At 40.8% G+C, this 15,243-nt stretch carries 12 protein-coding genes; 6 read left to right on the top strand and 6 right to left on the bottom strand.

The window, feature by feature from the left end:
* The first annotated feature begins 87 nt into the window (after positions 1–87).
* Positions 88–1,089 (top strand): hypothetical protein, encoded by a 1,002-nt coding sequence (locus QNM18_RS17345; protein ID WP_211008500.1) that lies wholly within the window; start codon positions 88–90, stop codon positions 1,087–1,089.
* Positions 1,090–1,285: 196 nt separating this feature from the next.
* On the opposite strand, the gene QNM18_RS17340 is transcribed toward QNM18_RS17345, so the two are convergent.
* Positions 1,286–1,501 carry a helix-turn-helix domain-containing protein gene (locus QNM18_RS17340; protein ID WP_211008501.1) on the bottom strand — a complete coding sequence of 72 codons (216 nt, stop codon included), beginning with the start codon at positions 1,499–1,501 and terminating at the stop codon, positions 1,286–1,288.
* 2 nt (positions 1,502–1,503) lie between these two features.
* On the bottom strand, positions 1,504–2,019 hold the full coding sequence (locus QNM18_RS17335; protein ID WP_284137936.1) for a DUF2975 domain-containing protein: 516 nt from the start codon (positions 2,017–2,019) through the stop codon (positions 1,504–1,506).
* A 143-nt stretch (positions 2,020–2,162) separates the two neighbouring features.
* On the opposite strand from QNM18_RS17335, the gene QNM18_RS17330 reads away from it, so the two are divergent.
* Positions 2,163–4,220 (top strand): S9 family peptidase, encoded by a 2,058-nt coding sequence (locus QNM18_RS17330; RefSeq protein WP_284137935.1) that lies wholly within the window; start codon positions 2,163–2,165, stop codon positions 4,218–4,220.
* A gap of 335 nt (positions 4,221–4,555) precedes the next feature.
* On the top strand, positions 4,556–6,076 hold the full coding sequence (locus tag QNM18_RS17325) for a hypothetical protein (RefSeq protein WP_284137934.1): 1,521 nt from the start codon (positions 4,556–4,558) through the stop codon (positions 6,074–6,076).
* A 59-nt stretch (positions 6,077–6,135) separates the two neighbouring features.
* On the opposite strand, the gene QNM18_RS17320 is transcribed toward QNM18_RS17325, so the two are convergent.
* Entirely contained in the window at positions 6,136–7,794 is a 1,659-nt protein-coding gene (locus tag QNM18_RS17320) for a tannase/feruloyl esterase family alpha/beta hydrolase (protein ID WP_284137933.1), read from the bottom strand.
* 224 nt (positions 7,795–8,018) lie between these two features.
* Between QNM18_RS17320 and QNM18_RS17315 the strand changes: the two genes are divergently transcribed.
* The gene (locus tag QNM18_RS17315) at positions 8,019–8,402 is read left to right on the top strand and encodes a hypothetical protein (RefSeq protein ID WP_211008506.1); all 384 of its coding nucleotides are present in this window, start codon (positions 8,019–8,021) and stop codon (positions 8,400–8,402) included.
* 132 nt (positions 8,403–8,534) lie between these two features.
* Here the strand turns inward: QNM18_RS17315 and QNM18_RS17310 are convergent, their stop codons facing one another.
* Entirely contained in the window at positions 8,535–8,675 is a 141-nt protein-coding gene (locus QNM18_RS17310) for a hypothetical protein (protein ID WP_023398012.1), read from the bottom strand.
* A gap of 958 nt (positions 8,676–9,633) precedes the next feature.
* Between QNM18_RS17310 and QNM18_RS17305 the strand changes: the two genes are divergently transcribed.
* Positions 9,634–11,313, top strand: a complete 1,680-nt coding sequence (locus QNM18_RS17305) for a patatin-like phospholipase family protein (RefSeq protein WP_284137932.1) — start codon at positions 9,634–9,636, stop codon at positions 11,311–11,313.
* Positions 11,314–11,861: 548 nt separating this feature from the next.
* Positions 11,862–12,719 (top strand): hypothetical protein, encoded by an 858-nt coding sequence (locus QNM18_RS17300; protein ID WP_211008508.1) that lies wholly within the window; start codon positions 11,862–11,864, stop codon positions 12,717–12,719.
* Positions 12,720–13,075: 356 nt separating this feature from the next.
* Here QNM18_RS17300 and QNM18_RS17295 read toward each other — a convergent pair whose 3' ends face one another.
* The gene (locus tag QNM18_RS17295; protein WP_284137931.1) at positions 13,076–14,395 is read right to left on the bottom strand and encodes a DUF5690 family protein; all 1,320 of its coding nucleotides are present in this window, start codon (positions 14,393–14,395) and stop codon (positions 13,076–13,078) included.
* A 111-nt stretch (positions 14,396–14,506) separates the two neighbouring features.
* Entirely contained in the window at positions 14,507–15,220 is a 714-nt protein-coding gene (locus QNM18_RS17290) for a UTRA domain-containing protein (protein WP_211008510.1), read from the bottom strand.
* Positions 15,221–15,243 lie beyond the last annotated feature (23 nt).

The raw sequence follows: 15,243 nt of genomic DNA, 5'->3' as shown, positions 1-15,243 counted from the left end.
CTAACTGGACAGCTTTTTACCACTAATATGGGGTTTTTAGCTTTAAAATTCAGATAATCAGAATAATAAAAAACTAAAGGGAACTATATGAAGTTTGTGATAACGCTGCTATTTTTCTTTTTTATGCCTTTGGTATCAGCTAAACCACTCACACCTGGCTATTTTTTAAAATGGGATAGTGACCATACTGAACGAGAAATTCGCCCTGTTTACCCCATTGATGAAAAAGAGATAGCTAATTTCAAGGTATACAAGGTGGCGGTAGAAAATGGTAAGCCGTCGAGCGTCTGTTTTTATGCTTTTTCGAAACCGAGTGATAAATCAAATTTTGGTGCACATTGTATACGCTTTTCTTACAGTGATTTAGCAGTAACACGGTCATTTTTCAATGTCGCTGGGGAGCAAGTTGTCAACCGTGAAGGTATATACACGGTAAAATACCTTTTTGAGGGGAGGCAATACCCAAGCTTGCGCCAGCATCTAAACAAACAAGGTAAATTGACTGAGAGCTCGTTAGGGGTAGCACAATACCGTTTTAAAAGGGATTCCAAAGGCCGGCGAGTCAGTGAGGTTAGGCTCAATATGGAGGGAACCGTGGTGCCTGAGCACAACGGGTTTTATGAAGCTAGGTTTGCTTTTGATAACAATGACTACGCCACATATCGCAAGGGCTATGATAAAAATGGGCGTATCATGGAGGGACCAAATGGATATGCGACAGCCTATTTTTGGTTTGATGAAAACGGCACATTTTTAAAAGAAGAATTCCGAGATGCGAAGGAAAATTTAGTGTTGGGACCAAGCGGTTTTTTTGCCAAAATTGTCTATGAAAACATTGATGATTCTGGAAATTGGCACAAAATTTCACTCTATGATGAAAAAGATAAGTTAGTGAGTAAATACGCCGCTTATGCTGTCGCCAAATATGATCGATATAACCAACGGGAATCGATTACATACTATGATACCCAAATGAAAATTTCACAGAATAATCGGGGGGTTGCTAAGTATCTTTACAAATATGATTCGGCGCGCAATCTTGTAAAAAGAGAGGGGTACTCGGCCACAAACGAATTGGTGACGCCGTAAAAGGGCTAGATGTGAAACTATCGAGCGATATTAAGGTGCGGCGGTATTAGCCTGCGTACGTTCTCGCCAAAGGACAGCAGTTTAGCAAAGACTAACAAGTGCTCTTTGGCGTTCGAATTCAGCTCCAATAAGTCACGAATAAAAAACATTCACAACATGTGCAAAGCCGCAGCAGCTCAGCGTTGTAGAGGGCTAATTAGACTTCATCTTGCTTGTTGAAAACCAATATATCGCCGGGCTGACAATCGAGGTAATTGCAGATCTGTGCAAGAGTTTCAAACCTCACTCCTTTGACCTTACCCCGCTTTAACAAAGATAAATTTGCTTCTGTGATGCCAATAGCTTTGGCCAATTCTTTTGATGAAACTTTACGCATTGCCATCACTACGTCAAGGTTAACGATGATCTCCATAGTTAGACAAACTCCTTGTTCTCATCTTCGATTTCTTTTGCTGCTTTGAGCAGGTAGGCCACGATTGCCAATAAACCCAGCGTAATTAGCTCTCCAAAATCAATCGTCAATACGACTTCGGCGTCACCAAATACTGCTCTATGCCAAAATCCGATCCCTAAAGTCAGCGCAATGTAGTAAATGGTTGAGGCAATTTTCAGCAAGATAAAATTAATAAAACAGCGAAAGCACTCGTGATTAAAAAACTGCCCTTGCTCAAATAGCGAAAGTAACTTGCATACCCAATAAATGGACGCAACGATAAAAATTAATATCGGTGAGCTCAGTAAAAACAAGACGAGTTGGCTGATGTTCTCAGACTTCCACATCACCATAAACAGTTCACTATCGAAATAATTGATCTGATTATTTACCACAATTTGGTACAAGTTAAATGCCAAAACCAAAAGCGTGATTGCAATAACAGCTAAGCGAATAGTGCCACTTCTTCTCTGAATTTTTTCGATTGTTTGGGACATGAATGCTCCACGGTTTACCTCGTTATCTGAGGTGAATCATATCACACATAAATTAATTTCTGAAAAAAAGTAAAAAATTATCGTTTTACAATAATTTTATTTCATGTAATGATATTTTCAAAGTTACCGAGGAGCACCTAATTATGCAAAAGAATCAATCGCTATTTAAAAGCGCGCTAATCAGCGCAGCAATCAGCTCAAGTTTTTTACTTGCGGGATGTCAATTTACCAATGTGTTTGATCAAACGAATGCTGTTCAAACACAGCAGGCCCAAGAGATGGTCGAGCTAGAAAGTTTGTTTAGTTCTGAGCAGATCAGCCACGTCTCTTTGTCAAATGATGGACAGTGGATAGCTTTCTTACAAATGAACAATGGAGGAAAAAATATTCATCTGGTTCGCCAAGGTGAAGGACTTGCAAGTGCAGTGACACTGACTTCATTTGAAGATGGTGTCGATGGATTCGTGTGGTCAGATAACGACAATGAGATACTGTTTAACAAAGACTTTGAAGGAAATGAAAATGACCAAATATTTACGCTGCGCTTTACGCCAAATAACCTACAAGCTAAACCAGAAGTTACTCGACTGACGCACAATGACGACGTTGATTATACATTCATTGCACAAGTAAAGAACAACCCGAGCAAAATCGCGGTATTGGCAAACCACATTAGTAGTCAAATGGATGTATTCCATGTGGATATTAAAACTCAAGCTGTACAATTGGTGCAAAAAAATGATATTTCGTTTTATACCGCGGAGCTTGACGATAATGGCTATGCGGCTGTCGCTGCAAAGCTTAACCCAGACAATTCGGTTACTGTCTACAAACGAGCTAATGAGGGGTGGTCAAAAGTATTTCAATCGGAGGTTGGCGAAAACGTCAGTGTTATTAGTTACGACCACAGTAATAACCGTGCATTTATTTCTGGCAGTGTCCAAGGCAGAGACAAAAAAGAGCTATTAGAGCTAGATCTTGCTACAAACAAATTAAAAACAGCGCATAAAGATCCGCAAGACCAATCAGATTTACATCATGTTGTCTTTGATAAAAAGGGTCAACCTATGATTGTTTCGTATTATGGTGGACGACTGCGCAATTATCCGATTGATGGTAAATCGTCTAAAACATTGAATAAAATCAAAGGCCATTTAGATGGCGAATTTGATGTTTTAGTTGAAAAAATAGAGCACGATAAAAACCAGTGGTATTTAACAGTGTCCTATGCCAACAAACCGGACGAAAAGTTTGTATATAACACCAGCACAGATACTTTGACTGATTTGCTGAATCAAGCACCGACTTTTGATCCAAACTTGTTGGGCGAAAGGAAGTCTATTACTTACAAAGCAACGGATGGCCTCGAAATTCAAGCCTACTTGACGCTGCCACAACATGCTAAAAAGAATCTGCCTACTATTGTATTGCCCCACGGGGGGCCATGGGCAAGAGATGAATGGGGTTATTCGAGCGATTACTTTGTGCCGATTGCGCACTTCTTTGCAAATCGTGGGTACGCGGTATTGCAGCCAAACTTTAGGAGTTCGACTGGTTTTGGCAAGAAGTTTATTGAGTTGGGCAATCGAAACTGGGGTACAGGTGCCATGCAACAAGATTTGACAGATGGTGTTAACTATTTGGTATCTCAGGGCATTGCGGATAAAAAGCGAGTGGGGATAATGGGCGCGTCTTACGGTGGTTATGCGGCATTGGCGGGAGCGACGTTTACGCCTGATATTTACAGTGCTGTTATATCTTATGTTGGCCCTTCAAGTATCACAGCCATGGTAGAGTCTTTTCCAGAGCATTATAGGCCTTACATGGGAACTGTTTTTGCCAGTGTTGGTGATCCTCTTATCGATTCAGATCGACTAGATATGGAGTCGCGCTCTCCGATTAATTTTGTTGACCAAATAAGGACACCAATTATGTTGATCCAAGGTGCAAATGATCCGAGGATCCCTCAATACCAATCGGATACGATTGCAAAAAAGCTATATAAAACTAATCGTCCAGTTGAGTATATTTTAGCTAAAGATGAAGGACATGGGTTTAGACAGCAAGACAATAAGCTTGCATCTATCGTTGCTATGGAGGCGTTTTTCGCTAAGCACTTAGGTGGTAATAAATCGGTCTCGGTGAACCCTAAAATTAGTCAGCACTTAACATCGCTTACGGTCGATGTGAGCAAGCTTTAAACAGATTAATATATAAAATGACGCGTACTCAAATTAGAGTGCGCGTATTTTTTGCTGACTTCAGCGTGTTTTGCTACGAAAATTGGATATCTAGCTTTATTTATCGAAATTTGTCTTAAATGATTCGTCTAAATTTCCCCACCTTTGCTTGTTTCTCACTGTAACACCCTGTAATACTTTTACTTTGAAATGAGGTTTATGCTCAGTTTGGGTCGGAAAACAGAGCTAAGCAAATGAGGGGTGAGCAAACCCGATATGTAATGCGGCTCAATAAACTATGGGTATAGTATTACAAAGTTATGTGAGTACTCATTTGTGATACAAGGAGTAAATAGATGAAGAAAAAACTATTTAAACCAGCGCTTTGTGCGCTGTATTCAGGGCTAACATTGGCAAGTGTAGTCAGCCATGCTGAAACGAAAATTCCGGCAGATGTCAAACAAACCTGTGTGGTTTCGAAAACAGATCTAAGTCAATGGTTTGCAAAAGGTAATATCTCAAAGAGTGGATTCGTTGATCCTGCTAATAGTTTAAACCCTGTTTTCGGTGATTATTACAACAATAAGCGTTGTGATTTTTATAAATGGGGAGCACAAATGTTTTTGTGGCTTTCCTCTCCTGTAGGGAGTTCTTATGTGTTTGATGGGCCATCATTTTTTGATGTTGTTCAAGTCGGAAGTGATTTTCAGCTTGTCAGTAACACCTTGAATAAAGATAACAATAGCTATTCCGTTCGTTCTTTAAAGCAGGACGATCCAATTGGCAGCACAGGTCAAGCTGGAGGTGATGGTGTGCTGCTTTCCCAGCAGGCATCATTGACTTACTATGGGATTAATGTCAACGACGTGTTTGCTTATTACAGAACAGGTCAAGATCAAGGCAAGTTTAAAGGGACTGAAATTGCATATGAATTCCCAAATACAATTCAAGGATTAAGGCGAGTTGAAAACTTTGCAGGCCGCAGGTTTAAAGATGGTCACACTTTAGCGATGGAGATTAAAACATCGTGGGTGGATGCCAGTACTGTCGACGCGAGTCGATATTTAGTTATTGATGCAAAGGTCCCTAGTTACGATAGAAAAAGCACAACCAAATGGTCCTTACAAAAAGATGCCCTGGTTAAGAGATTGGCTCTTGTAGGTATGCATGTTGTCGGCACTGTGACAGGCCACCCTGAAATGGTTTGGGCGACATTTGAACATTTAGATAACGCGCCAGATCAGAAGTTTTATTATTTAAATGACAAAGGGAAGCTTGTAAAGCAAGGGTTCGACGCTTCTGGTGATTGGACATTTGCGAAAATAAATACAAGGGCCAGTACAGAAGTTCAAGAGTTTCAGGTTGTCGCTAAAGAACGCTCTGATAAGCTCAAATGCGGTGTCAATCAAAGATGCAAAAAAGGTGATATCGTTGCAACAGCCAATGTGATTCAAGAGAATAATGTTATCCGGCAGAATCCTTGGGGTAGTGCACCCATTAGTTCGAGCAACAATGTTTTAAGGAGCAATACCGATTTAATCTCATTGAACCATTCAATTTTGCCTTTGCTAAAAGGGGTGGGTGATGTACGTGCGAATTACTTTCAAGTTGGCAGTATTTGGACCGCTACTGGTCAAATTCCTGAAAATGATGAAACCCCAGCAGATCCGAAAGACAATATTTTCCGTGGTTCATTGTCATTATCTAATGCCACAATGGAAACGTTTCATCAGGCTCCACCCCCTCCAAAAAAGAGTGATGGCCCTGTTAATTGCTTTGGATGTCACAATGTTAAGAAGGTTCAAGGAAAGCCGAGAGAGTCATTTAAGGTGAGCCATATATTTAGCAACATGCAGCCTCTACATATTGAAAAATAGTTTCTTGCAAGTAATAACAAATAACGACGCATCTGCGTCGTTATTTGTTATTTAATAGATTACTTTAAGAACCCCGGTAGGTAACTGGTCGCTTTATTTGGATCTCCCTTCCCATCATATATTGCTTGCAATGGAAAGGGATAGGCAGGCTGCTCTTTGATCACGTTACCCTGTGAATCTTCTTTTTGCGTCAGCAAGCTATCTGGTGCGACACCGCCAATTATCCAAGACTCTAATGCACTGATAGCATCAAATGTGGCGTTACCAGGGCCATCGACACCACAGTGGAGCACGCCGGGCAATAGGAACAACCGGGCAAAATCCCGGACTTTTTGATTGTGGCTTTGCATAAACTCATCAACATCTTCGTACCAATCTATCGTCGCATAGGCTGGAATAGCAGCGTCCGACCAACCGTGTATAACCAACATTTTTCCGCCACGGTCTTTGAATGCTCGTAAGTCTGGATCGTCGGCATCTATCAATTTACTGATTTGGGACAGATTCTCTTTTTCATCTTGATATGAAAAATCACGCCAGTTGTAATCGACATCAAGCGCTTTTGGATAGGCAATATACTTTAAATATTCGGTTGCAGCATAGTAGTGAAAAGGCATCAGCTGCGATAATTGCGGGGCAACCCATCCCATCCATTCAGGTTCAGAGCCGTATGGTAATCCACCATAAATGATATCCCCCTGAGCATTTTTAGATGGTGCATACAAGGCTTTTACAGCGTCAACTTGTTGCTGGGACAAACACCCTTTTACTTGTCCGTGCGGACAAGTCAGTGTTTGGGGGTCAAAAGCGCATAATCTAGGGTCACTGATAATACCGTCCTCTAGCCCATCTTTACCGTCACAGGCTGTCATAACTGCATTGGCTATCAAAGGAATGTCTTGGGGAGATAGAATGGGTTTATCTCTGTGGTTCAAAATAGCACGCGCATTGTCCATACAGTTAATAAGATTGACGTCGGTATAGTTTATCGTTGGGCCTCTGGCAATGACTCCGTCAAAGTCATTCGGGTAGCGTTTGGCTGCCATAACACCTGCATGACCACCTTTTGAGCATCCGGTTATAAACGAATATTGCGGTTGCGCGTGGTAGTATTTTTCAATGATGGCCTTGGCAGCAACTGCAACAACATGATTAGCTCGATAAGCAAAGTCAATTTTGAGCTGTTGATTATTTCTCGCCCATTTACCATCAAAGCCGTATGCAGTGTGGCCTCCGTCATGGCTCATTGTGGCGTAATGTCTAACTATGCCAGCCATGGGAGGGTAGGGGCTGACATCGCCACAAAAGCCCATACAGGCGTTAAGTAAATATTTTTGGTTCCATAATTCACGCGCCGGTAAGCGAAGCTCAAAGCGAATAGTTGGTGTGACGTAACCGCGCACAAGGCAATGGTCTGGCAGCGTTTTATGAAGCTTAGGAATTGGTGCGCCCATAAGCCGGCTGTGCTTATATGCCCATTCGGATTCGCTCGGGCTCATTTCATACCCTTTCACAAAGCGTGACTCAATGACATTGGTTGCTGCTTCTCCGCGGTCCAATTTGGCAAAATCATCAAAGCGTAGTGACATACACGCGCGTTCTTCAGTGCTTATTTGAACATCAGTTTGAACCGCAAATACGTTAATTGAAAACCCACTGAGGCAGGCTAACCCTAGCAAAGGCCAAGTACGACTGATTAAATTAGATATTTTCGACATTCCCATTTATCTCCTCTTAATGGTTTTGCAATTAATAATCATTATCAATTGACTGTCAAATTGTCTTGTATTCACAATCGAAACTCAAGAGTGCCACGTCGTTATTCGTAAATTTATTGATTTAGGCTGTGTAGATTGTATTTAATAGTGACATTGACAGTTGTGAGAACACACTGAAAGCTTTGCTTGCTGTCTGATAATGTAGAAAGTTTATGGGTGGATCATTGATTGATTTAATTGTGTATTGGGCTTTTATAGCTGCTGCCATCATTCTAATTACATGGCTTGTATGGATATATCGACGAGAAAAGGTGTTTTTAAAAGACGGCAGGTTTTGCAAAAAGTATCAATTTGTCGTTGAAAGTCTAGAAATATCGGAGTTAACTAAAATAAGTTATCACTATCATGCAGTTGTTGGATTTGTTGCTATTTGGGAGTTGGTGGATAGCCGAGGCAATAAGCTAGTTATTGACGGGCGTGCAAAAGGTGTATGGCAGGTCATGTCCGAGTTACAGCACTTTTTGCCTGAATTTACTTTGAAAAATTTTGATAGCGCCTTTGCCAGTGGGGATGTGGTCGAAACAATAGAAATATGGCAACAGCAATAACACAATTCTAAGTGTTTGAGCTGGGAACTTTGTTGCTATCTTTTGAAAAGTATTGGGAGGCACCTAATCCAAATTGAACATGCCCACGCTTTAAAGGGCTTGATAAAGTGCCTTCCTCACCGACTTCTGGTTTTAGCTTTCTTTTGACTCTTTTTCTTTCAGTTTTTTGTCTTGGTCAAAGTGCCACTTAACGGCAAAAAAGCCAGCTATGCCAAGTGCAATGACTTTGACTGCCATAAAAATATAAGGGAAAGAATCTGACCAATGCTCCATCGCACATCTCCATGCTATTACGTATTAATTTCTACAATGAGGAGCGATGCCACAGGGCTGCTTTTTAGTATCCAGTTATGCTTGATTATGTGGAACTCTTACGGCTCCACATCTCGAAGGATGCTAAAACTGAGAACTTTGACAATTTCATGTAGATCTTATTTTCCTTTACTTAGGATTGATACAGATCATAGAAAGTCGCTCACCGCGGTAATATATTCCATTCAGGATCTGCTTGTCAATATAATAATTAGAACATATAGAATGTTTAGTAAATATTGAAAGTTTGTGTTTGTTGCTCATTTTACACAAGTATTTTCTTATGTAATTTTAATTAAGGTACCGTTGAACTCGGTGACACCGATACTTCAAAGGGGGCTCTGAATTGGTCGCAAGGCTGCGACGCTTAGCTTGGAAAATAGTCTACCCATTATGTGAGCTGATAACTTCATTCTTGTATTGAAAATACACGCCTACCTTGGACTCGTGAATTCATGTGACATCATGGGTGCACTCTTCACCCGTTAAAAAACCAATAGCGCGATAGGTAATAGTAACTATTGCTCGATTTGCTCATTTTTGATACTTGTTCAGTGCTATGGAAAGCCAATCTACAATGATGCACTGTCTTAAAACCTCTTTTGCCACGACGACGTAAAAATAAGTTGATTAGGCCAGATATCCCACTTTCAGAGTTTAACCTTAAAGAGAAAACTTGCTTTATTGGAGACTTTTTCGATTCAGTCTAGGCTATTCAATTGTGGCAGAGTTCATAGCCAAAACGATGTTATTCACCGTAATGGCGGGCCGTTTTACCGAGTGCTAATTTCTAAATTATGTGGAAATACATTAGTGGAGATCAAATCACACTCAACAGTGCGCTTTTGAAGGTGTATGTGGGTAGTCATTGGCTATCTGTGCTTTCTGGCGTACGTCATTGAAATATGGAGATAGAGATATGAGAGATAAGGTATATGGTGTTTTTAATGGTGGCGGCGCAAAAGGCGCAGCCTTTTCTGGCGCAGTTCAGGCAATCGACTCTGAATATGATTGGGCTGGGGTCGCTGGCACATCGGCTGGCGCGATTACGGCTGGACTCCTTGCCGCTGGTTATAGAGGAAATGAGCTTAAAGACGTGGTTGGCAATCTGGACATGATAAAGCTCATGGACATTGCGAAGTTAGAGGATGTTCAACAAGGGGTGACGCGTTGGATAGATTGTTTAAATGTAGATCTAGGCACTCAGCTACTACTAAAAGTCGATCCTCTGATGCTGTGCTCTGAAGAAGAGCTTGCATTCAAGAAAAAGTACCACGCAATATTCAATGAGCTAAGCGAACACCAACAGTCAGCAATCGACCTGCCGATTGAAGTTAATATGAAAACGTATTGGTTTACCAAAATAATAGCCAATCAAATAGCCAAAACGGTTCAAAGCCAATTTGATATTGATGAAGAAGCATTGACCGAAAATATCCATATGCTGTTGTTCTTTAAAGGAACCGGCTATTTTGATAGCCAAGGTGAGCCTGGAAAAAAGGAGGTGCGAGTTGCGCTGCGTGAGCTAATTCTGGGGTTACTAAGGAAAAAAGACCTACCTGAATTTATTCTTGAGAAGTTAGAAAATGAAGGGAACGAAGATAACTTATTGTCTTCTTTTTTAAGCCTGTATTATCACGGTGGCTTGTTTGAAGGTAAGGCATTTATTCACGAGATGGAAACACTCTTACAGAATAAGTTACGCACAGAAGAAAACAAAGACTTAAATAATCCAGTAACTTTTGGTGAGCTGCCGCTAGAGTTGCACGTGATGGCTGCGGACATCTCAGCGAATCGTCTGGTTCGTTTTCCTGAAGACTTGTTGGATTATGGCTATCAGGATAACCCAGAAAAAGAGCATTTTTACATGGACTTCTCAGTGGCTGAAGCGATAAGAGCAAGTATGAGTATTCCGCTTGTTTTTCAAACGGTTTTACTAGAAAACCCACAAACAAATGAACTACACCAGTTAGTCGATGGCGGTATGTTATCTAATTTCCCAGTTGCGTCTTTCATTGACGACGATGATGATATTCCAATTTGTGGTTTTAAGCTTGGGGAAGAGTCACATTTGGTTGCAAGAAGTCAGCGGATATTGCCTTTCATACTGGCTCATGTAAATACCTTAACCGATGCACACGATAAGTTTATGGAACACTATCTGCGTAACAAACTGGTTGTGAATGACATCAGTTTAACAATGCAGATTGATGATCCTGAACTAGTTCAGCAAAAACGTATTAAACTTGCTGAACAAAAGGCTGAGTTGGATAAAGAGATAGCGATCCTTGATTCAGTAAAAAATCAGCTTATCAATAAGTTTAATGCACTGCCACAAGGTGATAGTGATGCGAAGCTTTTTAACCAACATATCGATGCGATAGATCAATCAATAAATGAACTGCAAAGTATGTTAGATGAATTGCTAGCAGAGCCTGTGGAAGACAAACAATGTGGCACATTAGATTTTGATTTAACTGAGGCTCAAAAAGCACGGCTGCATGAAAATGGTAAACGTGCAGGTGAGCAAGCACTGTTTAACCTAAAAGTTTTAATAGACGCTCGAAAAGCCAAAGAGCATAGGGTTAACATTGGCTAGTGGCTTCATTTGCTGGCATGGAGTCAATACAGGGGGTTGGGTTTTCGCTAGCCCCCAGCTAGTTCTATAGTACTTAAATCCGCGCTAAACGCTTGAGGCCCGGAGTTGTCTCTGGCGATATTTTGAGATTACCCCATATATTGGGTAGGCTTGTCCATAGACGACTGGAAAAGCTTGTGCGCTTTCAAGCAATAACGCAGAGCAAAGTGATAAGCTTCACAAAACATTTTGTCTAATGGAAAAAACTTCTAGATAGCTGATATACAAGTTTGGAAGGAAGGTTCATCCCTGACTTTTTTGGATAGACTCTCTAATTATTTTCAGTTGTAACGGTTCTTGCTACATCCCCCCACCTCCAACCTGTATAAATTATGAATAATAGGTATTTAAAGCTCTTTTTTAGTAAAAGAAGTTTGTCGTCTGTAGTGTCACGTTATTGATTGTAAATAACTGTTGTCGCTTGTATCTATTCAAGTTTTTCGCTGTTAGTATGCATCCAAGTTAACACTCTACACATAAAATAAACTTCATCGAAAAGGACAATTAGAATGAAAATTAACTTAAGCCGTTTTTTAAAAGTATCAGCATGGATAATTGGCGCTAGTGCTGGATCTGCATTTGCACAGAGTGCTCCGTTATCTTGCTACTGGCAGCTTGATAATCAAAATGAATTGGGCACATGGGAAAGCCAACTTTGCAGCAATCCAGTGGATGCAAGTAAACCAGATATACTAATCGCAAATCGAGTGAATATACCCAGTCATAATCTTTGTACCATAAGTTGGTATGACGGTTATCGAACGGAATTGAAGGGAAGTATTCAGGTCTCAGGATCAAAATCAGCTTGTTATAGTTATTCAGCTACCTTTCAACCGGCACCCCAAACACAGCTTGTTGATGGCATAGAGGAAACACTCTTAGAGTGCAAATGGGAAAAAGGGGAAAGTAACTTTCATCGTTTGTATTGCAAAGATATTAAAGGCCAATTAGTCAACCACCCGGTAGCCACGAAAATACAAGCCAGTGGTTCCAACCAGTGTGCAATGTACTTTAATAGTAGTGCGCTAGACTTGTTTGGTGACGGGAATGCGGTGGTTGAAGCGCCGTCTTCAACCGCGTGTGATACAGATCCTATTTATTTTAGACCTTACCCTAAAAAGCGGATTGTGGACGGGGTTGAAGAGGTGTTACTGCAGTGCGCTTGGCAGGGGGAAGATGAGAGACTGCAAGTTAAATTATGTACTGATGTTGGCGCTTTAGGCAATGACGTTGCGGTCGCTGTAAAAATAAATGGTGTTGTACAGTCGTGGCTATCGACAGCAAATAGAAACCTTAAGAGTGGGCAAATTATTGAGGACCGCGCACTTAATTCATTTAATCCTCCACTATATTTCCAGGTAAATTAAAGGCTCATTTCTATAATGCGGTTTGTGTATGCATTCCGCATTGTGATTGGCATGTTTTGTATTTAATAACGCTTTAACTTTACTATTTGATTAAATTTAGCCTTTTGTTTTTTAGCAGTGACAATTAGGGTCTTAAGGCCGAATTAAACTATTTTTTACGTTTTTGTGGTTTTAAAGTTTCTATCATTTTTTGAAAAGTGCTTGATTGAAACAATATCAAATTGGTTGATTAGAACACGATATATATCATTCTGGGTTGGTAAGGTTATCAGAATATAGTTCAAAAACCCTATATAATGCTTCCTAGAGCCATTTAATCGAAGTGAGGGTAAACATAAATTATTGGTGAGCTCAGCTTATTTATAGGTTTGAGCTTGTGTAATTTGCACACTGTGTTTAAGGGCTTTTTCTTTGTAAATAAAGTAACCTAGTGAAATAAGTGTCAATAGCGAGCCTATTGCCCCGGTTAAAACTCCCAGTTCACGCAAAATAGTATTCCAGTCGGAAGCATTGCTGTTTAAACTGTGATAAACCATCACTGCAACGGTACCTAAATAACCAAATGAATCAGCTAAGTAGGTCAGAAAACCGACATTAGCAGGGCGATTAAACGTTGCGATAAGTCTCTCAAACAAGTTGGTTGTGAATGGTACATACGCTAAGTACAAACCAATGCCATTTAAAACCATCCAGCTGACAGTGCTCAAATTGCTAGCTTGGTATGCAACTGAGCTTAGTAACGTAATTGTAAAGCCAATAAAGATCAGTAAGTGGTTGATGATCATAGCAGTGTGGTTACATCTAACGAGCTTTGATAGCGCTATAATCACCAGAACAACTAACGCAATTGGAAGCTCAGTCATAGTAAATAGCGCTGGCGAACCTTCGTGACCGGTTGCTTTGAACACGTCGGCGGCAAAACTATCTCGTAGATCTCGTAAAATAGTTAATAGAATATAGCCGATAATCAACATCGTAAGACCAAAACCCAGCAGTTTTAGCAGTGCTATACGATCGGCTTTAGTCATTGGCACACGGGCGCATCGCGCGGCAATATCATCTTGATTGGGAGGCGGGATTTGGTCGAGCATCCATACGGTGAAGCATAGCAGTGGTAAAAAGAGGGTTGCAGTAACAAATGGCATCCAAAATTCGGTAATACCGAAGTCTAAAATAAGAATACTGGCGAGGCTTTTTACTAATCCGGACGCAATAATTAAACTAGCGCACAGCCCCGCAGCCAATATTTCTGTTACTCTTCGACCTTCCAAATAGCTAAAAATTACCCCCCAAACCATGCCCAAAGGTAGGCCATTCAATACCATAAATAATGCATTCCATGGCGCAGGTGCAATAGCAAACCCCAGCAGTGCAAGCCAAGCTACTAAAACTAGGAAGATGATGGTTTTGGCACGGCCTTGATTTCGTAGCTCAGAAATCACTTTTATACCAATAAACTTGGACAGTGCATAGCCCAAGATTTGAGCTGTCAGATATAAGGATTTTAGTGATAAGCCTAGCCAGGTTGCGCTTTGAAATAAGCCCACAGCAACGGGTTTTCTGAACCCATACATAAAGGCATAAGTACTGCACGCAGCAATGATTGTATAGATACAAAATAGTACTGTACTAGAATCAATATGGGTACGAATTTGCTTGCCCAAGTGACTGAACATTAGACACTCTAATTGGTACGCCCCTTTTTGGTATGTACCAATTGGTGGGCTGTTTCGAATTTGGAAAGTGTAAATTGACTTTATGTCAGTTGTTTTACAAAACTCCAAATTCTAAAAATGTAGCTTGGCCTTGTTTTCTATCATTAGTGCATCGTGACGCCAAAATTCACGATCAAACTCAAAAGCTATGCCATCTTTGTCTCTGACGATCCGGGTGACTTTGAGTCCAAGCGCTCCGTCATAGGTATCTAATAATTGTGCGATCGGATTAAATAAACAGCATGACTCGACTGTCACATCATATAAAACATCGTGTTGATGATAGGTATTCTTGAGTAAAATGCTGATGGACAATGACAAGTCGTGCTTGTCAATATCAGGTAGGTGTTTGTTGCTAAAATTGAGGTTTTCAACGACTACGGCCCTCCCGTCGACTGAGCGTACGCGCAGAATACTTGTCAAGCTCGTGCGGGCATCTAACTCAAGTGCTGCGGCTATTTCTTTACAGGGCTTTTGCTTTTTTTGTTCAACTAATTTAGTACTGGGTTGGAACCCTTGAGCAGTAGTGTATTGCAAAAATGAAGTATGTTGCATTGGGTCATATTTCAGTTTGCGTGGACACACAAACCAACCACTGCGGTTTTTTCTATATATTAACCCCATATGTTCAAGTTGCCCAAGGGCTTGGCGCAGTGTAGAACGAGCAACGTCATAGGTCGCACAGAGCTCTCGCTCCGAAGGTAAGCTACCTGTGAGGTGTTGTTCAATGATCTGTTGGCTAATGGCCTCACGCACATGTACATAGGCGAAACAAACGTTGCTCATAAGTTATCAGTTTTTTATCTGTA

This window comes from Pseudoalteromonas obscura, assembly GCF_030135505.1.
Lineage (GTDB): Bacteria > Pseudomonadota > Gammaproteobacteria > Enterobacterales > Alteromonadaceae > Pseudoalteromonas > Pseudoalteromonas obscura.
This window is presented reverse-complemented; position numbering and strand designations above follow the sequence as displayed.

Bases quoted from the DNA above. Each gene is read 5' to 3' on its own strand.
- QNM18_RS17310 (WP_023398012.1), bottom strand. From the start codon at position 8,675: ATGGAGCATTGGTCAGATTCTTTCCCTTATATTTTTATGGCAGTCAAA.
- QNM18_RS17325 (WP_284137934.1), top strand. From the start codon at position 4,556: ATGAAGAAAAAACTATTTAAACCAGCGCTTTGTGCGCTGTATTCAGGG.
- QNM18_RS17335 (WP_284137936.1), bottom strand. From the start codon at position 2,019: ATGTCCCAAACAATCGAAAAAATTCAGAGAAGAAGTGGCACTATTCGC.
- QNM18_RS17305 (WP_284137932.1), top strand. From the start codon at position 9,634: ATGAGAGATAAGGTATATGGTGTTTTTAATGGTGGCGGCGCAAAAGGC.
- QNM18_RS17340 (WP_211008501.1), bottom strand. From the start codon at position 1,501: ATGGAGATCATCGTTAACCTTGACGTAGTGATGGCAATGCGTAAAGTT.
- QNM18_RS17300 (WP_211008508.1), top strand. From the start codon at position 11,862: ATGAAAATTAACTTAAGCCGTTTTTTAAAAGTATCAGCATGGATAATT.
- QNM18_RS17320 (WP_284137933.1), bottom strand. From the start codon at position 7,794: ATGTCGAAAATATCTAATTTAATCAGTCGTACTTGGCCTTTGCTAGGG.
- QNM18_RS17290 (WP_211008510.1), bottom strand. From the start codon at position 15,220: ATGAGCAACGTTTGTTTCGCCTATGTACATGTGCGTGAGGCCATTAGC.
- QNM18_RS17330 (WP_284137935.1), top strand. From the start codon at position 2,163: ATGCAAAAGAATCAATCGCTATTTAAAAGCGCGCTAATCAGCGCAGCA.
- QNM18_RS17295 (WP_284137931.1), bottom strand. From the start codon at position 14,395: ATGTTCAGTCACTTGGGCAAGCAAATTCGTACCCATATTGATTCTAGT.
- QNM18_RS17345 (WP_211008500.1), top strand. From the start codon at position 88: ATGAAGTTTGTGATAACGCTGCTATTTTTCTTTTTTATGCCTTTGGTA.